Raw genomic sequence first — 17,236 nt, forward strand, 5'->3', positions numbered from 1 at the left:
GTCGGTAGGCGAGCCGGTCATCCGGCGACCCGGGAACGGACGGCTCAGCGGGCCAGCAGCTCCCGGATCGCCCCCGCGATCTCGTCGGGCGCCTCCTCCGCCATGAAGTGCCCCGCGCGGGTCAGCCGGTGGTCGAGGTCCGGCGCCCACGCCTTCCACACCGCGGCCGCGTCGTAGCCCAGCTGCGCGCCCCAGTCCTGCTGGACGACCGTCACGGGCATGGCCAGCTGCGACCCCGCGTCCAGGTCCGCTCGGTCGTGCGTGACGTCGATGCCCGCCGAGGCCCGGTAGTCCGCGACGATCGACGTCACCGCCGCCGCGCTCGCCCGCAGGTATTCGGCACGGACGTCCTCGGGAACGGCGGTCGCGTCGTTGGCCCAGGAGTCGAGGAACGAGCCGAAGAACGCGTCCGCACTGTTGGCGATCATCACCTCCGGCAGGCCCGGCGGCTGCGCCATCAGGAAGAGGTGGTAGCCGACCGCCGCCGGGACGCCGTGCAGGACGTTCCACATGTCGAGGGTCGGCACGACGTCGAGGATGCCCAGGTGCGTGACGGTCTCAGGGTGGTCCAGCCCCGCCCGGAAGGCGACCAGGGCGCCCCGGTCGTGGCCGACGAGGGCGAAGCGCTCGTGGCCGAGGGCGGCCGCCACGTTCACGACGTCGGCGGCCATGGCGCGCTTGGCGTACACCTCGGGGTCGGTGGCCGCCGGCTTGTCGCTGGCGCCGTAGCCCCGCAGGTCAGGGCAGATCACCGTGTGTTCGTCGGCGAGCCGCTCGGCAACGTGGCGCCACATCAGGTGGGTCTGGGGGAAACCGTGCAACAGCACGACCGGGCTCCCGCTGCCGCCGACGGCGGCGGCCAGCTCCACCCCGTCCGCACCGGGCAGGCGGACGTGATCGAAGCCGGGAATGGTGAGCGTCATGAAGGGCCATCCTTGTCGGTCGGGGGCTGACCGGACCAGCCTGGGCCACGGCGATCAGCAACGGATCAGTACGGTCAAGCGCAGCCGACCCCCGGCACGGAGGATGGGTGCATGCGAATCGACGTGCTCGGTGCCGTGCGAGCCCTCCGCGACGACGGCAGCCCGATCGACCTGGGCGGCCCCCGCCATCGTGAGGTGCTCGCCCGGCTCGTCGCCGCCGAGGGGCGGATGGTCACCACCGACACCCTCGTCGACGACCTGTGGACCGATCCACCGGCCCGCGCCGTGGGCGCTCTGCGCACGTTCGTCGCCGCGCTGCGCCGCGCCCTCGAACCCGACCGGCCGCCCCGCGATCCGCCGCGCGTCATCGTCACCGAAGGGCCCGGCTACGCGTTGCGCCTGCCGCGCGAGGACGTGGACGTCCACCGGTTCCAGGACACCCTGGCCCGGGCCCGACGCCGCCCCGGCACAGTGCCCGGCCCCGACACCCTGACCAGCCCCGACACAGTGCCCGCCCGCGACGCAGTGGCCGACCTCGGCGCGGCACTCAAGGACTGGCGCGGCCCCGCCTACGCCGACGTGACCGGCGCCGCATGGGCTCAGCGCGAGCGGACCCGGCTGGAGGAACTGCGGCTGGAGGCGGTGGAGCTGCGCGCCCGCCTCCTCCTCGACTCCGGTGAATCCGGTGACTCCGGTGACTCCGGCGAAGGGGCCGGTCTCGTCGCCGAACTGGGCGCCCACGTCGCCGAACAGCCGTGGCGCGAGCCAGCCTGGGGGCTGCTGGCCCGCGCGCTGTACCGCGCGGGCCGCCAGGCCGACGCGCTGGCCACCCTCCGCCGCGCCCGCGCGATGCTCGTCGATCAACTCGGGCTCGACCCCGGCGCCGAGCTCCGGCGTCTGGAGACGGACATCCTCAACGGGGCCGTGACCCTCGAAGGCGCCCGTACCGGGTGGAGCGGCCCCGGCGTCCGGCTCGGCCCGCGCACCACCGTGGATCTGGCCCGCACCCTCGCACTGGCGGGTGGCGACGCCCTGGTCCACTCGCGACGCGACCGCCTCGCCGCCATTCAGGCCGCGGAACGCACGGGAGACCTCCTCCTGACCGCCCGGATCATCGGCGCCTACGACGTGCCCGCCGTCTGGAGCCGGGCCGACGACCCCGAGCAGTCCCGCGCGGTCGTCGCGGCTGCCGAACGCACGCTCACCGCGCTCGGCCCCGACGGCCCCGCCGACCTGTCGGCCCGCCTCCTGGCCACGGTCGCCGTCGAGAGCCGCAGCGCCGACCTGTCCGCAGCCGACCTGTCCGCAGCCGAGCTGTCCGCAGCCGAGCTGTCCGCGGCCGAGCTGGGCCGCGCCCAGCAGGCGGCACGACAGGCGGAGGCGCTGGCGCGGGGCCTGGCCGATCCGGCCCTGCTGGTCTTCGCCCTCAACGGGGTGTTCCTGCAGTCCTTCACCCGCCCCGGGCTCGCGGCGGTACGGGACGGGATCGGCGCCGAGATCCTCGACGTGGCCGCCCGGCACGAGCTGCCGAACTTCGCCGTGCTCGGCCGACTCGTCCGCCTCCAGTCCGCCTCGGCCCTCGGCGACCTCGACGCCGCGGCCTCGCACGCCGAAGCTGCCGAACGAGTCGCCGCCGCCACCGAGGCGCCCCTCGTCCCCGTCCTCACCGGGTGGTTCCGGGCCCGGGCCACGGCCGCCCGCAGCGCCGAACCCGGTGGGCCGACCGCCGCCACGGCCGCAGCGCACTACCGGGCCGCCGAGAACGCCCTCCAGCGGGCCGGAATGCCGGGGCTGCACCGCGGCCTGTTCGCGCTCGCCCTCCTCGGACTGCGCCTGCTGCACGACCGGCCCGCGCCCACCGACCCGCACCTCGACTGGGGCCCGTACCGGCCTTGGGCGCGCCCCCTCGTGCTGCTGGCCCAGGAGCGGGTCGAGGAGGCCCGTACCGCGCTCACCGCGGTGCCCGAGCCGGCCCGCGACCACATGCAGGAGGCCATGTGGTGCCTGACCGCCCGCGCCGCCGTACGCCTCGGCGAGCCCGGAATCGCCGCACGCGCCGGGGCTGCCCTGCGCGGTGCCCGTGCGGAACACGCCGGCGCCGCCAGCGGAATGCTGACGCTGGGCCCGGTGGCGCGGTACCTGGCGGAGGCGGAGGCATGCGCCGGAGCGGGGTAGGCGACGCTGCCCGGGTACCCAGCGCCCCCGGCCGGCGCACCTCGCCGCCACCGGGCCGGACCCGCCCCCGCCGCCCGGCCTACCCCGAGGTCCTGATCACGCACAGGCGGCGGGTGGCACGGGTGAGAGCGACGTACAGGTCGCGTTCGCCGGCCGGGCGGGCGGCGGTGATCTGGTCGGGGTCGACGACGAGGACGGCGTCGAACTCCAGGCCGCGCGCCTCGGAGGCGGGGACGAGGCGGACGTGTCCGGGCAGCCCGGCGGCCTCCAGTTCCGGCAGGCGGGCGTCCGCGCAGACCACGGCGAGGAGGTCGCCGGGGTGGGCGGCCGCCTGGGCGCGCAGTTCGGCCAGGACGGCGGCGGCGAGGCCGTGGGCCGGGGCGGTGAGGGTGCGCGGGGGTTCGCCGTGGCGGATGGCGCGGGCGCGGGTCTGGTCGGGGGCGATGCGGGCGAGCAGGTCGGTGGTGGCGGCGAGGATCTCCTGCGTGGTGCGGTAGCTGACGGTCAGGGTGTGCAGGTCGAAGCGGCTCCCGGTGTGCGGGTGGAGGGCCTCGTGCCAGTCGCGGGCCTGGGCGGCGGGGCCGGCCTGGGCGAAGTCGCCGACGACGGTCATCGAGCGGGTGGGGCAGCGGCGCAGCACGGCGCGCCACTGCATCGCGGTGAGTTCCTGGGCCTCGTCGACGACGACGTGGCCCCAACTGCGCTGCGGGGGGCCGTCGAGCAGGGCGGCGGCCTCGTCCAGCAGCGGCAGGTCGGCGTCGGTCCACGGGGCGTCGGGGGCGCGCAGCAGGCGGGCGCGCTGGTCGTCGGAGAGGTGGGGCAGGTGGGCGGTGAGGGCGGCGGGGTCGGTGAGCAGGGCGCGGACAGCGTCGTGCGGGGTGAGGACGGGCCAATGGGTGTCGAGGACGCGGTCGAGGTGCGGGTCGTCCAGCAGGGCCGCGCGGACGGCCTCGGCGTCGAAGGTGCCGTCGGTACCGGCGGTGCCGCCGGTACCCACAGTGCCGTCGATACCCGGGGCGTCGTCGGTACCGGCGGCGTCGTGGCCACGTGAGCCGTCGAGACCGAGCCGGCGCAGGTCGCCGGCGGCGACGCGGTCGAGGTTGAGGCCGGTGAGCTGGGCGACCTCGGCGTCGAGCTGGTCGAGGGTGTCGGCCGTGTCGCGTTCGAGGGCACGGGTGAGGGCGTCGGCCAGCAGGTCCTTGAACAGGTCGCGGGCACGGTTGTGGGCGAGGCCGTCGGCGGTGGCGGCGCGGGCAGCGGCGGCGAGGTCGGACTGCGGCAGGTGTACCTCCTCCTGGCCGACCCGGATGGCCAGGCCGTCCGCCGCCGGGGCCTGGTGGGCGCGGACCACCGCGGCCAGGGCATCGGCGAGGGCGGCGTCGCCCTTGAGGCGGGCGGCCTGCGGCTCCTCGGGCGCCACCGGGCCGGGAGTGGCGGGGGCGAGGTCGGCGCAGGTCGCCAGGGCGACGTCGTTCTCGCCGAGCGAGGGCAGCACCTGACAGATGTAGTCCAGGAAGCGGGCGTTGGGGCCCAGCACGAGGACGCCGCGTTCGGCGGCGCGCGGGAAGGCGTACAGCACGTAGGCGGCGCGGTGCAGGGCCACCACCGTCTTTCCGGTGCCGGGGCCGCCCTGCACGACCGTCACCCCCCGGTGGCGGGAGCGGACGATCGCGTCCTGCTCGGCCTGGAGGGTGGCGACCGCGGCGCCCATGCGTCCGGTGCGCCGGGCCGACAGGGCCTCGAGCAGCGGGCCGTCGCCGATCACGTCCTCACGGGTGGGGTCGGAGCCGTCCAGCAGTTCGTCGCTGACGGCGGCGACGGTGCGGCCGTCCAGACGCAGGTGGCGCCGGCGCCGCAGGCCCATCGGGTGGACGGGCGTGGCCTCGTAGAAGGGCCTGGCGGCCTCGGCCCGCCAGTCCACCAGCAGCGGCAGTTCGTCCACCTCGGTGTGCAGGCCCAGGCGCCCGATCCGCAGCGTGGTGCCGTCGGCGGCGTCGAGGCGGCCGAACACCAGCCCGTGGCCGGCGCCTTCCAGCCGGCGCACCTCCCCGGCCCACCGCGCGGCCGCCAGGTCCCGCTCGTACACGGCCCCGGTGCCGTCGGCGGGCGCGGCGAGGGTACGGGCCAGTTCGGCGCGCGTCTGCTCCAGGCGCCGGTCGTACTCAGCGCACACGGCCCCCACCTGCGCGTTCTCCGCCTGCACCTGGCACTCGGCACGGTCATCGCTGTACGGCACGACGGGCCTCCTCTCGGGTTCGGGCCGTCACTATGCGGGGGCGGGCGGGGGAAAGTAAAAGTTGACGAACGCATCGCCGCTGCGCCCTCCGCCCCACGCTTCCCCAACTCTCAACCCATGCAACAAACCTGACGCAACATCAGCCATTACCGCGCGAGTGATCACCGAGGACGTCGAGGCCGCAGGTAGGCGACCAGGCGGGGAGCAATCCCGTCGTGGACGACGGCGAGTTCCCCAGGGGTTGACGGCAACGCACCACGGCCCCGGCTGATGGCCTCGTTCGGCCGGCCCGGCTACCTTGATCACATCGGCGGCCGGCCGCAGGGCGTCCGGTGCCGACCAGGTCGGCAGGCCCGGAAGAAACCAGACCCGAGACACCGAGGAACCAGAGATGCGCACCCTGATCAGCACCGCCTTCATCTCGCTCGACGGCGTTGTGGAAGGCCCGGGCGGGGAGCCCGGCTACCGGAACTCCGGCTGGACCTTCAAGGACATCGAGTTCCTTCCCGAGGCCTTCGAGATCAAGGGGCGGGAGCAGCAGGAGGCCACCGCGATGCTGCTGGGCCGGGTCAGCTACGAGGCGTTCAGCTCGGTGTGGCCCGACATGGCGGACTTCGCCGACTACAAGGTGATGCCGAAGTACGTCGTCTCCACCACCCTCACCGAGGACGACCTGGTGTCGAACTGGGGCGAGACCACGATCCTGCGCTCGCTCGACGAGGTGGCCGCGCTGAAGCGGACCGAGGGCGGCCCGATCATCGTGCACGGCAGCGCGACCCTGAACCAGGCCCTCTCCGACGCCGGTCTGGTCGACCGCTACCACCTGCTCGTCTTCCCGCTCCTGCTCGGCGCGGGCAAGCGCCTGTTCAGCACCACGGACAAGGACACCCAGAAGCTGACGCTCGTCGAGCACGAGGTCTACCCCAACGGTCTGCAGAAGCAGGTCTTCGACGTCGTCCGCTGACGTTCCCCGCAGACCCGGAAGGGCCCCCGCGCCGACGACTGCGCGGGGGCTACAGGTCCGCGAGCCAGGGATGCCCCGGGTGTACGCAGGCGAGCAGTTCGGCCAGGGTCCCGCGCTGGGCCGGGGTCATCAGCGGGACGGTCGTGTCGAAGTCCGCCTGGTCCTTCCGGCGGAGGTGCTTGGCCTTGAACAGCAGGACCAGCTCGGGCGCCAGGTACGGGATGCCACCTGCCGTGTGGCGGATGATGTCGCCGTAGGGAAGCCGGATCGTCTCATCGCGCCGGCAGATCCAGACATCGCCGTCGTGCGGTTCGCGGAACACATCGAGCAGGTAGTCGCCGGTCGCCGGATCGCGCAGCCAGGTCTGATGGGTGGCGGCCAGCACCCCCGGTGCGGCGTCCTCCCAGATCCGGCCGCTGCCCGCCGCGTCGAAGACGTACCCGGGGAAGCGACTGCGGACCTCGGGGAAGCTCGCGGCCGGAACCGCGATCTCGATGTCCCCGTGCGCACGCGCCTGCCCGCCCCGGAAGAGGTCCAGCGCCCACCCCGCGGCCACACACCACGGCGTGCCGATCCCCGCCAACCGCCGCGCGACCTCGTCCGGCGTCCAGCACGACGACCACCTGTCCTCGAGGGCCGCGATCTCGTCGGCCGACAGCTCGATCCCACCGCCGGGCAGTTGCTCGCTCACGCGAGGAATCTACCAACGGGCCCGCAGGGCCGTGGCCGAGATCGGTGCACCCGGGCACGTCTCAGGGGACGACCTTCACGGACTCGCCCGGCGGCTGGTGCAACCGGTGCAGGCCCGCGTAGACAGGGCTGCTGAGGAGGAGCTCGGCGTGGGTGCCGTGGGCGACGATCCGGCCCTGGTCGAGCAGGACGATCTGGTCGGCGTCGCGGACGGTCAGCAGGTTGTGCGAAATGATGATCGTCGTGCGATCGGCCATGAGCAGGTGCAACGGGCCCATGATCCGTTGGCTCGACTCCGCGTCCAGGGCCGTGGTGGGCTCGTCGAGGATGAGGACGGGGGCGTCCCGGACCATCGCGCGGGCGATCGCGATGCGCTGGCGCTGGCCGCCGGAGAGCAGCCTGCCACGCTGGCCGACCAGGGTGTCGTAGCCGTCCGGGAGCCGGGTGATGAACTCGTGCGCGTCCGCCGCCCGGGCCGCCTCCAGGATCTCGGCCTCACTCGCCTCGGGGCGCCCGTAGGCGATGTTCTCCCGGACGGTGCCGTGGAAGACCAGGGTCTCCTGGAGCACCACCGCGACGTTCTCGCGCAGGTCGGTGAGGGCGAGGTCGCGCAGGTCGAGGCCGTCGAGCCGCACCGCGCCGTCGTCCGGGTCGTAGAAGCGCAACAGCAGCTTGGCGACGGTGGACTTGCCCGCGCCGCTGGCGCCGACCAGGGCCAGCGTCTCCCCCGGCGCCACCGCGAAGGACACCTCCGACAGTGCGGACGCCTCCACGTCCGGGTAACGGAAGGTGACGTCGTCGAACTCGATCCCGCCCCGGGCCCGGCCGAGCGGCCGCGGAGTGGCGGGATCGGTCACCTGTGGACGCTGGTCGAGCAGTTCGATGATCCGCTCGGCGGCGGCGGAGGCCGCGTAGAAGGTGTTGCCGAGGCCGGACATGCTCTGGATCGGGCCGTAGAGCCTGCTCAGCAGGGTGAGGAAGACGATGAGGCCACCGAAGGTGAGCCGCCCGTGCACGAGTTCCCAGGCCCCGAGGCCCATCACCACCAGGCCGCCGAGCAGTTCGACGAAGTCGACCGTCGGCCCGTACAGCGCCCCGATCCTGGTCGAGGCCATCGCCGCGTGGTACCGGCCGATGCTCTCGCGCTGGAACCGGGCGTGCTCCCAGTCCTGCCTGTTGTAGGCCTGGACGAGCGCGATGTTGCCGAGCGTCTCCTCGGTGACCGCGCTGATCGAGCCGCTGCGCCGGCGGCGTTCGCGCGAGGCCGCCCGGATCAGCTTCGCGAAGCGGCGGGCGGTGAGGAAGAACAGCGGCGCGGCGACCAGCGCGACCAGGGTCAGGTCCCAGCGCAGCACCAGCAGCAGGCCGACGTAGATGCCGAGCCGCGCCACCTGGCCGAGCGCGTTGACGATGCCGGAGAGCAGGAAGGTCTCGACCGCGTCCACGTCGCCGGTCACCCGGGACAGCACGTCGCCGAGCCGCCGTCGCTCGAAGAAGCCCAGTGACAGGCCCTGGATGTGCCGGAACACGTCCGACCGCAGGATGAGCAGGAAGCGTTCGCTGACCCAGGTGGAGGTCACCCGTTGGGCGAAGCCCAGTACTCCGGAGAGCAGGGTCAGTCCCGCGTAGGCGAGGGCGATCGGCAGGAACAGGTTCAGCCGGTGCGGAATGAGCATGTCGTCGATGACGATCTTGAACAGCCAGATCTCCATCGCCTCGATCGCCGGGCCCACCGCGACCAGGACCAGCAGCACCACCAGCCACCGGCGGCCGCCCTTGGTGTAGGGCCAGAAGCGCCGGAAGATCCCCATGAGCGGGACCGGCGGTGCCGCGGCGACCACGTCCGATGACTCGGCGACCGTGACCAAGCGTCGCAGAGCCAACCGAAGGCTGTGTTTCCTCGTCATCTCACGGTCTTCTCGATCGTCCCCGAGCCCAGATCACTTCCGGATTGAGAGGAACTCCCGATCAAAGAGGCCCTGCTCCGGAAATGGAAGGTCTCCACACGAACGGCCGGCACGGGCCCGCACGGGGTCACTCCCGGCCCACACGGCAAAGCCGGGCACACGTGCCCGGCCCGCTCTCACAGGGAAGCGATCCTTACCACCGGCCTCCGCCGTAGCCTCCGCCGTAGCCTCCACGGCCGCCTCCGTAACCGCCGTAGCCGCCGTAGCCGCCACGGTCGCCACCGAAGTCATCGCGGAAGTCGTCGTAGCCTCCGTAGCCGCCGTAGCCGCCACGGTCACCACCGAAGCCGCCGTAGTCGCCACCGCGACCACCGCCGCCCCAGTCGTCACGGAACCGACCGAAGGACCGGAACTGTCCGAGGAATGACATGACCAACCTTCTTTCGAAGTCCCCCTCGGTCCATCGTCATCCTCACCTCCGCAATGCACAAGCATCGATTGCGCAAAATGTGAAAATTTGATGACTCTTCCGGATTGTCCAACTCGACAGGCGCGCACTTCGATTTCCCGGTCAAGAATCCCCCAAGAAACCGAGCGTGACGAGCCGCCACCCAATCCGCCGATTTCAGTGTGAATCATTGCTCCCCAGCAATCATTCACCTCACGCAATAGCCATACAGCTACGGCCAATCGTCCAGTCGTGGCGGCAGCGCCGGCAAGCACCCAGGTGGCCCCGCTGGTCCGAGCAGGACGGACCCCAGCGGGGCGAGCGAGGCCGGGAGCGCCGGAAGCCGGACAGCGTCCGGGCCACGAGCCCGCGGACCGGTCGCTGACGGTACGGCTCTGGGCTCTCAAGGCTCCGTGAGCGTCACGGGGTGCGTCGCAGCGGGTCGGTGCCAGAGGCGCCGGGCAGTGCCTGCCGCAAGGCCAGCACGCTCAGGCTGAACATCAGGACGCCCAGGGGGACGTGGAACGCCGGCTTGTGCGCGACGCCGAGGACCACCTGCACCGAGGCGAGTGCGAGGAAGCACACCGCGTGCAGGATGGGGCGGGGAGACCCACCGCCCGGCCGCCACGCCAGGATCGCGGCGAGCACGTACAGCATCGACGCGCCGTACATCACGCGCGCTCCGACGCCGTGCAGCACCTCGCCGTGGGACGAGGACAGCAGCAGTCCGGCGGTGACCGCCTGGAAGAGGATCGCCAAGGTCTGCGCGGCGATCGCGACGCGCAGGAACGTGATCCTGCCCGGTGCTGTCGTCGTCTGTACGGCCATGATGTCGTCCCGTCTCGTCTGCCTCGCGGCGGTGGATCGGTAGGGTCTCGGCAGTCCGACGACGCAGGCCCGCGAAATGTGACGTGCGGCGCCGACCTCACAGTCCGGTGCCGGGTTTCGTCGAAGGGGTGAGAGCAGAAGCGGGCGACGAAGAACCAGGGAGCGACCATGGGCACCCCATCCGAGTCAGCGCACGACCGGTCCGAGCCGGATCTGAGCACGATCGTCGGCGAGCGGCGCCGGCTCATCAATCTCGCCTACCGGCTCCTCGGTTCGCTGTCCGAGGCCGAGGACGCCGTGCAGGAGACCTACACCCGCTGGTACACGATGTCGCGGCAGCAGCAGGCGGCCGTCGCGTCGCCCGGCGCATGGCTGACGACGGTGGCCAGCCGCGTCTGCCTGGACGTGCTCGGCTCGGCGCGGGCCCGGCGCGAGCGCTACGTCGGCGCCTGGATACCCGAACCGCTGCCCGACCGTTCGGAGTGGATCGGCGGGCAGGTGGGCGCCGGCAGGTCCGATCCGGCCGACCCCGCCGACCGGATCACCTTGGACGAGTCGGTGAACATGGCCTTCCTCGTCGTCCTGGAGTCGATGACGCCGGCCGAACGCGTCGCGTTCGTCCTGCACGACGTCTTCCGCTACCCCTTCGCCGAGGTCGCCGAGATCGTCGGCCGGACGCCCGCGGCCTGCCGACAGCTGGCGTCCTCGGGCCGTCGGCGCATCCGCGCCGCACGGACTGCGGCAGCTCCGGCAGCACCACCGGCCCTGGTGGCCGCACAGGCCGCGCAAGCCACGCAAGCCGCGCAGGCCGCGCAAGCCACTCTGGTACGGCACTTCAAGGCGGCCTGGGAGTCCAAGGACATCGAGGCCCTCATCGCCCTCCTCGACCCCGCCGCCACGATGACCGCCGACGGCGGCGGCCTGGTCGGTGCTGTCCTGCGCCCGGTCGAAGGCGGCAGGAGCATCGCCCAGTACCTGATCCACATCGCCGGAAAGGCCCCCGGGCTGACGCTCCTGGAGCGGACGGTCAACGGCCGCCCCGGCCTGGTCGCCCAGCACAGCGGCGTCACCGTGACCGTGGCCGCGTTCGAGACCAGCGGCGGCCGCGTCAGCCGCATCTGGGCCGTCCGCAACCCGGAAAAGCTCCGGGCGTGGACCGGGAACGAACAGACCTGACTGCACGCCACGACGGGAACGCACTAACCAACACATCGTCAAAACGCCTTCCCCCTGCGAACTTTCGAGCGGCCGAAACCGATCTCCGTCACCGCCCGGGTCCGCGACGAGGCCTCCTCCGGGAGCACCCTCCTGGGTTATGGTCGGTCCCATGCTGACGGAGTGGGCCTGGATAGCAGCGAAGCTGGTGACGGCTCCCGAGACGAAGATCAAGGTCGTCGACTACGGATACCGGCCGTTCGGAAAGTACGCCGAGGCACGTCGCAACCTCCTGGAACACCTTGAGGACGAGAAGTCCTGCCAGGACTTCAAGAACGCCGCGCGCCTCCTGCGGTCGAACCGGAAAGCAACCAGCGTGGTCTACAGCCCGCTCATCTGGCTGATCCACGATCTCCCCCAGGGAGATGACAGCAAGAGAGCGAGCTACCAACTCATCAAGCGGCTTGAGCCGAGCCTGATCGAGCAGCTCCTGCCCGGCCTGGCGACCTCACAGGTCAGCCAGCACGCCCGCCTGGGCGCCGCCCTGCGGGTCCTCAGCGTCGAAGAGGTTTGCGTTCTGATGCGCTGCAAGCCGCAGAAGGCGAGGGCCCATACGGAGATCTGGCTGTCCGGCCGGCTCAAGATGCGCACCCAGCACGTTGCCCGCGGCGCGGTGTGCCGCAGCCACCGGGACGCCGCCTGCACCGCCTGCCGCGGTGGCGCCCAGTGGGAGTGGGCGGAGCCGTTCCTGGCGAGCGACCTCGTGCAGCACCTGCTGTCGTACCGCATGAGGTGCTACCTCCCGTACGACCGGACGCCCGTGCCGCCCGGGACGTACGAAGCCGGACTGTGAGCGACGCCGTTCGGCCGGCCGGGGAAGTCCACGCCTCCTTCCCACGGGCACCGGCGAGGGAAACCGATCCGGTGCCCGCCCCGTACGAACGACGGAGCGGGCACCGGAGGTCGCGTCAGCTGTTGGTCGTCAGCAGACGGTTGGCCAGGGCGTCGGCGAGGCGGTAGGCCTCGTCGGCCGAGAGGGTGCGGCAGATGGCGTCGGCGAGTTCCTCGACGTCGTGCCAGTCGACATCGCCCAGCTCCGCGGACGGAGTGGCCGACGACTGCTCGGCCGGGGAGGCCTCGGCTCGCTGTTCCGGCATCGGAAGAGGCTCGGAATTTTCCGCGGAAAATCGCTCGGCGCTCGGCGCGGACTCCGCACTCGAAGCGGATTCCGTGCTCGAAGCCGGCTTGGTGCTCTCCCCCGCGCCGGAACCGGCAGGCTTCGACCGGGTAGCCGAGGCCGACGGTTCCACCGGCGACGGATCCGCCGGCGACGGCGTCACGGTGGCCGCGGACGCGGCCGTGGACACAGCCGTGGTCGCGACCGCACTCTCCGCAGGCCCACTCGCCGACGCGACGGGTCGCTGCGGCGCGGCCTGAGGAGTCGCCCCGTCAGCGGAGGCCTGAACCGCCGCCGCCCGGGCCCCCAGCTTCGCCGCCCGCTTGGCCGCGACGGCGTCGGCGTCGGCCTGGAGCAACTGCTCCAGCTGCTCCGTCTGCTCGGCCAGGGCCATCGCCTCGATGCCCTTGACCGATCCCAGACGGCGGGCGACGTTGATGGAGATGCCCTCCTCGCCCCGCGCCTTGGCCCGCACCTGCCGCTGCAGCTCGGGGTGGAGCTTCAGCAGGTTCTTGCGGTGCGAGATCCAGCTCTGGGACCAGCCCTCCGACTCGGCGGCCTCCTTGGCGGTGGCGTACTGCGCCACGATGAGCAGGACCGCGTTGGCCTCCTCGATCGGGTCGAAGTCCTTGCGCGCCATGTTCTCGTCGAGCGCCGCACGCAGCAGGGTCGCCTTGGAGTCCGCCACCGAGTCGTCGACGACGACGAGCAGCTGCTCGCGCCCGTACAGCGCGGCAGCGGCCCGGCGCCGGTTGCCGTTGACGATCACCACGTCCTGCGGGCCCGCACCGAGCAGTCCCTCGTCCTCCGGCCAGAGCCGGAGGTAGGCGTCCGGGGTGACGGCGAGGCAGCTCTGCAGCTGGCGGTCCTTGATGCTCGCCAGGTCCGACAGGTCGCCGAGGTCGTCGCGCGGGTTGCGCGGGTTGGGGAGGCAGTTGGCGGTGGGAACCCACCGGGCCGGAGAGTCCGGCCCCGTGGGGACCCACCGGGCCGGAGTCTCCTGGTTGCTGACCACCCCGGGGGCGTCGACGACCGGGTCGGCCGCCATCGAGGCGAAGGAAACACGACGGCCGGCCATCAGCGACCCCCGTATCCGAGCTCGAGGGACAGCCGGAAGAAGTCCTCGCGGGCCCGGTAGGCGGTGCCGCTCTCCTTGTACTGGGTGACGACCGTTCCCTCGGCCACCGCCCGGGAGTGGATCTTGTAACGCCGCAGGACCGTCTTGGCCCGCGGCCACCCCTTCGCGGCGATGTACGCCTCGGTGTCCTCCAGGTCGGCGCGGCCGTCCCGGGGGTCCCAGTTGTTGATGACGACCCGGAAGGGGATGTCCATCGGCTCGATGACCTTCTGGATCGTCCGCGCCGTCGGGTCGAAGCACAACGGCTCGGTGATCATCGGGACCAGGACGTCATCCGCTATCTCCAGAGCACTGCGCAGGATCTCCTCGTCGGCCAGGGTGCCCGGCGTGTCGATGAAGATGTGCTCGTACTCGTCCTTCTCGCCGAGGACGTCGAAGGTGCACGCCGCGAGGTTGACCGTGGTCGTGGTCTTGCCGACGCCGCCCTTCTGGTTGGCGATGACGTGGACCTTGGCACCGGTCTTCTTGAGGTGGAGCAGCTGATCGGCCTGGTCGTGCGCCGCCATGAAATCGAAGGGCAGGTTGTCTCCCACCCGCTCCGCCCAGACGACGGCCGATCCCTGAGGGTCAGTGGACACGACAAGTACAGATGGCTTCATGATGTTCCGTTCTCTCCGTGGGCTTCCCGGGCCGCTTGCCCGGTACTGCGGATGTCCGCCGATCAAAGCCGGTGACGGCGGACTGGAACAGCATTCCAGATGATCAGGCCTGATGCCGACACGACCCGCGTGTCATGAAGCACAATGTCCGTTTCTCCGAGCCCTGATTTCCGAGGACCCCTCGGATATCCCCGGCGACGCGGCCCCGAATCCCGCCATCGCACGAGCGCGTGACGCACGGACAGCGGCGTCGGGACGGCGCCGCCGCCGGGACGCATTCACCTTCTCCGGCCGCCCCGAACAGCCGTGCGCCCACGCGCAGCCCCGGTGCATTGGAACACCGGGCTGCCGTTTCCTGACAGTTCAACAGATCACCGCAGTTCACTATCCGGCACCGCGGACCCTGGTCAAGAAACGGCAAAGGCGGCACCGCTCCGCCGGGACCGGAAAGAAGCTCCTCCCCGCAAGCACGGGGCCAGTCAGGAGAGAACGCTCAGTGGTCACAGCGGTCAGTTTCCGACGCCTGCCGACGGGCGTTCGAGACGGGCTGGGCACCGATCGTGGAGGCCGCGTACCCGGAGTCGACCTCGTAGGTCGGGATGGCGTGGGGCCGACGCGGGCCCTGAGGGCGTCCTAGGCGCCCGCTCCATCCCGGTACGGGGTTAGGAACGCGGTCAGCGCGGCCAGCACCGCCTGTGGGGCCTCCTCGGCCGGGTAGTGGCCGCAGTCGGGGAGGACGAGGCCCTGCACGTCGTCGGCGGCGAGCTTCATCGTCTCGCCGACCGAGGCGCCCAGGTTCTCCGCTCCTCCGATCGCCAGGACGGGCAGGGTCAGCCGTCGAGTCCTGCGCTCCTGGTTCTGAGCGATGGTCGTGTCGAGTGCGCGGTAGAACTCGAAGCTGGCCCGCAGGGCTTCCGGGTCGGCGGCGAGGGTGTCGACGTAGTGCTGGACGGCGTAGTCGGGCAGGGCCTTCGCGGACTTCGTGGCGAACTGGTGGCCGAAGTAGAGGTGTTCGCGTCCGCTGACCAACTGCTCGTTGACGTCGGCGAGGCGGTTGAAGGCGAAGTGCCAGAGGCGGTCGTTGGCCTCCCGGCTGCCGAGGAGTGGCGGTGAGGGCGACAGCCCCGGGATCGCGGCCTCGGCGACGGCCAGGCGGTCGAGCCGGTCAGGGTGGTCCGCAGCCAGGGCGTAACCGGTCCACATCCCGACATCGTGGCCGACCAGGGCGAACCGCCGGTGCCCGAGCGCGTCCATCAGCGCCACCAGGTCGCGGGCGAGCGTGCCGGTGTCGTACCCGCCCGGGGGTTTGTCGGACAGTCCGACGCCGCGCGGGTCGACCGCGACGACCCGGAAGTCCTGTGCCAGCGTCGGCATCAGGAGGCGCCAGGCGTACCACGTCTGGGGCCACCCGGCGACCAGCAGCAGCGCAGGCCCTTCGCCGCCGGTGACGGCGTGCAGGCGCAGTTCACCGGTGTCGACGTAGCGACTGGTGAACGTGTCGGTGAAGCCGGCCGGGAGGTTCGGCACCTGGGAGACGGAACCGCGGCCTTCGGGCGTGGGCGGGCGGGTCGGCGACAGATTCATGATCATCCTTCGGAGGCACAGGGTTGACGGGTCCGCCGAGACGACGGGAACCACCCGGTCCGGCTGGGCGCCTGACGGCCGGTGGCCGGCGGCCGGCGGCCGGCCCCCGGCAAGCCTTCGGATCCGGGAACCGCCTGCCTGCACGCTAGCCATCTTGGACTGGTCAGTCAAAGATGAGCTGACCGATCGGTCCAAGATGCGGGTAGGCTCGTCGCGACGACGTGGGACAGCAGAGAAGCAGAAGAGGTGCACACCGTGTCCGGCCGGAAGCAGTTCGACATCAGCACGGCACTGGACCAGGCCATGCAGGTGTTCTGGCAGCGCGGGTACGCCGACGCCTCACTCGACGCCCTCGGTTCGGCCACCGGCCTGGGCCGCGGCTCCCTCTACGGCGCCTTCGGCAACAAGGACGCCCTGTTCGGCCAGTGCCTCGACCGCTACGCGTCGATCTACGGCACGCAGTACGAGCAGGCGCTCGCGGCTCACCCCGGCGATCCGGTGCGCGCGGTCGAGGCGTTCTTCGGCGTCGTCCTGGACCGCATCGCCGACCCATCGGTCCCCTCGGGGTGCCTCATCGCCCAGTCCGCCGCACAGTCGCCGACGCTGGAGGAGGCGAACAACGCACAGGTTCGCGGCCTGCTCGACGCACAGCGCCAACGGGTACGCACGGCCCTGGCGGACTCCTCGGCCGACCCCCGGACGCTCGACGAACTCGCCGTATTCGTCGTCGCCGTCAACCAGTCACTGGCCGTACTGAGCCGGGCCGGCACCCCCGACGCCGAACTGCGCTCCGTAGCCCGGCTCGCCTGCACCACGGTGGCCGACACCCTCACCCGCGCAGCGCCCGAGGACCCCACCCGCGGATGACGAGCGCGCAGGACGAATGCAACAGCCACCCACTCCGCCATCGACTTCCCGACGCTACGACGGCCCGGTCACGGACCGGACCGCACGGCAAGCACGACGTCGAACTGACCGAGCTCTAACGGGCATTGGAGAAGCACTATGCACCCCTGCGCAGCGCCTGAGGCCCGGACGAGGCGGGCGCTGTGGGCGGCGTGGGTAGCCCCAGTCCTGGTCAACGTCGCGCTGGGGTTCGCCGCCATGGTCCCGCTGATGTTCACGATGGTGTTCTTCCTCAACTACCCGCTGGTCTGGCTCGGGCTCGGGCAGCGCGAACCCACCGAGAACGACGGCCCGATGGTGTGGGTGGTGGCCGGCGTCGTCGTCTGGACGTTCTTCGGCCTGCTGTGGTGGCTGCTCAACCTCGGGCTCCGCAAGCTGACCGGCCTACGGGGCCGGCGTTACTGGTGGGTGAGTGCCGGACTGCTCCTGGTGCCCACGCTCGTCTTCTCCCCGCTGCCCGCCGGCCCCTGGACCGTACTGCGCTGGCTGGCCTGACCGGGTCCGTC

At 71.8% G+C, this 17,236-nt stretch carries 15 protein-coding genes; 6 read left to right on the forward strand and 9 right to left on the reverse strand.

All coding sequences use genetic code 11. The annotated features are described in order from the left end of the window. Positions 1-44: 44 nt before the first annotated feature. Positions 45-923, reverse strand: coding sequence for an alpha/beta hydrolase (locus OG556_RS38555; RefSeq protein WP_331744961.1), 879 nt, complete (start codon positions 921-923; stop codon positions 45-47). 111 nt (positions 924-1,034) lie between these two features. Here OG556_RS38555 and OG556_RS38560 point away from each other — a divergent pair, with 111 nt between their 5' ends. Continuing rightward, the gene (locus OG556_RS38560) at positions 1,035-3,098 is read left to right on the forward strand and encodes an AfsR/SARP family transcriptional regulator (RefSeq protein WP_331744963.1); all 2,064 of its coding nucleotides are present in this window, start codon (positions 1,035-1,037) and stop codon (positions 3,096-3,098) included. A gap of 79 nt (positions 3,099-3,177) precedes the next feature. Here the strand turns inward: OG556_RS38560 and OG556_RS38565 are convergent, their stop codons facing one another. Next, positions 3,178-5,334: an ATP-binding domain-containing protein gene (locus tag OG556_RS38565; protein WP_331744965.1), complete on the reverse strand. Its 2,157-nt coding sequence runs from the start codon at positions 5,332-5,334 to the stop codon at positions 3,178-3,180. Between the two features lie 391 nt (positions 5,335-5,725). Here OG556_RS38565 and OG556_RS38570 point away from each other — a divergent pair, with 391 nt between their 5' ends. Next, positions 5,726-6,298, forward strand: a complete 573-nt coding sequence (locus OG556_RS38570) for a dihydrofolate reductase family protein (RefSeq protein ID WP_331744967.1) — start codon at positions 5,726-5,728, stop codon at positions 6,296-6,298. Between the two features lie 49 nt (positions 6,299-6,347). Here OG556_RS38570 and OG556_RS38575 read toward each other — a convergent pair whose 3' ends face one another. The 4 genes from OG556_RS38575 to OG556_RS38590 form a co-directional block, all read right to left on the reverse strand. Next, entirely contained in the window at positions 6,348-6,989 is a 642-nt protein-coding gene (locus OG556_RS38575; RefSeq protein WP_331744969.1) for a nucleotidyltransferase domain-containing protein, read from the reverse strand. Positions 6,990-7,050: 61 nt separating this feature from the next. Continuing rightward, on the reverse strand, positions 7,051-8,895 hold the full coding sequence (locus OG556_RS38580) for an ABC transporter ATP-binding protein (RefSeq protein WP_371523131.1): 1,845 nt from the start codon (positions 8,893-8,895) through the stop codon (positions 7,051-7,053). A 193-nt stretch (positions 8,896-9,088) separates the two neighbouring features. Then, complete coding sequence (locus OG556_RS38585; protein WP_331744972.1) at positions 9,089-9,325, reverse strand: hypothetical protein; 237 nt, start codon at positions 9,323-9,325, stop codon at positions 9,089-9,091. A 438-nt stretch (positions 9,326-9,763) separates the two neighbouring features. Continuing rightward, positions 9,764-10,171, reverse strand: coding sequence for a hypothetical protein (locus OG556_RS38590; protein WP_331744974.1), 408 nt, complete (start codon positions 10,169-10,171; stop codon positions 9,764-9,766). Between the two features lie 168 nt (positions 10,172-10,339). On the opposite strand from OG556_RS38590, the gene sigJ reads away from it, so the two are divergent. Further along, the gene (gene sigJ / locus OG556_RS38595; protein WP_331744976.1) at positions 10,340-11,347 is read left to right on the forward strand and encodes an RNA polymerase sigma factor SigJ; all 1,008 of its coding nucleotides are present in this window, start codon (positions 10,340-10,342) and stop codon (positions 11,345-11,347) included. Between the two features lie 151 nt (positions 11,348-11,498). Then, a complete protein-coding gene (locus tag OG556_RS38600) occupies positions 11,499-12,179 on the forward strand; it encodes a hypothetical protein (protein WP_331744979.1) in 681 nt (226 codons plus the stop codon). 115 nt (positions 12,180-12,294) lie between these two features. Here OG556_RS38600 and OG556_RS38605 read toward each other — a convergent pair whose 3' ends face one another. The 3 genes from OG556_RS38605 to OG556_RS38615 form a co-directional block, all read right to left on the reverse strand. After that, positions 12,295-13,581, reverse strand: a complete 1,287-nt coding sequence (locus OG556_RS38605) for a ParB N-terminal domain-containing protein (RefSeq protein WP_331744981.1) — start codon at positions 13,579-13,581, stop codon at positions 12,295-12,297. Further along, positions 13,581-14,219 carry a ParA family protein gene (locus tag OG556_RS38610; RefSeq protein WP_331744983.1) on the reverse strand — a complete coding sequence of 213 codons (639 nt, stop codon included), beginning with the start codon at positions 14,217-14,219 and terminating at the stop codon, positions 13,581-13,583. The genes OG556_RS38605 and OG556_RS38610 overlap by 1 nt, the downstream gene beginning before the upstream one ends. A 654-nt stretch (positions 14,220-14,873) precedes the next feature. Continuing rightward, complete coding sequence (locus tag OG556_RS38615; protein ID WP_331744985.1) at positions 14,874-15,824, reverse strand: alpha/beta hydrolase; 951 nt, start codon at positions 15,822-15,824, stop codon at positions 14,874-14,876. 255 nt (positions 15,825-16,079) lie between these two features. Between OG556_RS38615 and OG556_RS38620 the strand changes: the two genes are divergently transcribed. Both OG556_RS38620 and OG556_RS38625 read left to right on the forward strand, forming a co-directional pair. Continuing rightward, complete coding sequence (locus tag OG556_RS38620; protein ID WP_331745482.1) at positions 16,080-16,691, forward strand: TetR/AcrR family transcriptional regulator; 612 nt, start codon at positions 16,080-16,082, stop codon at positions 16,689-16,691. A 249-nt stretch (positions 16,692-16,940) separates the two neighbouring features. Beyond that, entirely contained in the window at positions 16,941-17,225 is a 285-nt protein-coding gene (locus tag OG556_RS38625) for a hypothetical protein (RefSeq protein WP_371523132.1), read from the forward strand. Positions 17,226-17,236: the final 11 nt, after the last annotated feature.

Source organism: Kitasatospora sp. NBC_01300 (assembly GCF_041435235.1).
Lineage (GTDB): Bacteria > Actinomycetota > Actinomycetes > Streptomycetales > Streptomycetaceae > Kitasatospora.

Bases quoted from the DNA above. Each gene is read 5' to 3' on its own strand.
- OG556_RS38555 (WP_331744961.1), bottom strand. From the start codon at position 923: ATGACGCTCACCATTCCCGGCTTCGATCACGTCCGCCTGCCCGGTGCG.
- OG556_RS38560 (WP_331744963.1), top strand. From the start codon at position 1,035: ATGCGAATCGACGTGCTCGGTGCCGTGCGAGCCCTCCGCGACGACGGC.
- OG556_RS38570 (WP_331744967.1), top strand. From the start codon at position 5,726: ATGCGCACCCTGATCAGCACCGCCTTCATCTCGCTCGACGGCGTTGTG.
- OG556_RS38580 (WP_371523131.1), bottom strand. From the start codon at position 8,895: ATGACGAGGAAACACAGCCTTCGGTTGGCTCTGCGACGCTTGGTCACG.
- OG556_RS38585 (WP_331744972.1), bottom strand. From the start codon at position 9,325: ATGTCATTCCTCGGACAGTTCCGGTCCTTCGGTCGGTTCCGTGACGAC.
- OG556_RS38590 (WP_331744974.1), bottom strand. From the start codon at position 10,171: ATGGCCGTACAGACGACGACAGCACCGGGCAGGATCACGTTCCTGCGC.
- sigJ (WP_331744976.1), top strand. From the start codon at position 10,340: ATGGGCACCCCATCCGAGTCAGCGCACGACCGGTCCGAGCCGGATCTG.
- OG556_RS38600 (WP_331744979.1), top strand. From the start codon at position 11,499: ATGCTGACGGAGTGGGCCTGGATAGCAGCGAAGCTGGTGACGGCTCCC.
- OG556_RS38605 (WP_331744981.1), bottom strand. From the start codon at position 13,581: ATGGCCGGCCGTCGTGTTTCCTTCGCCTCGATGGCGGCCGACCCGGTC.
- OG556_RS38615 (WP_331744985.1), bottom strand. From the start codon at position 15,824: ATGAATCTGTCGCCGACCCGCCCGCCCACGCCCGAAGGCCGCGGTTCC.
- OG556_RS38625 (WP_371523132.1), top strand. From the start codon at position 16,941: ATGTTCACGATGGTGTTCTTCCTCAACTACCCGCTGGTCTGGCTCGGG.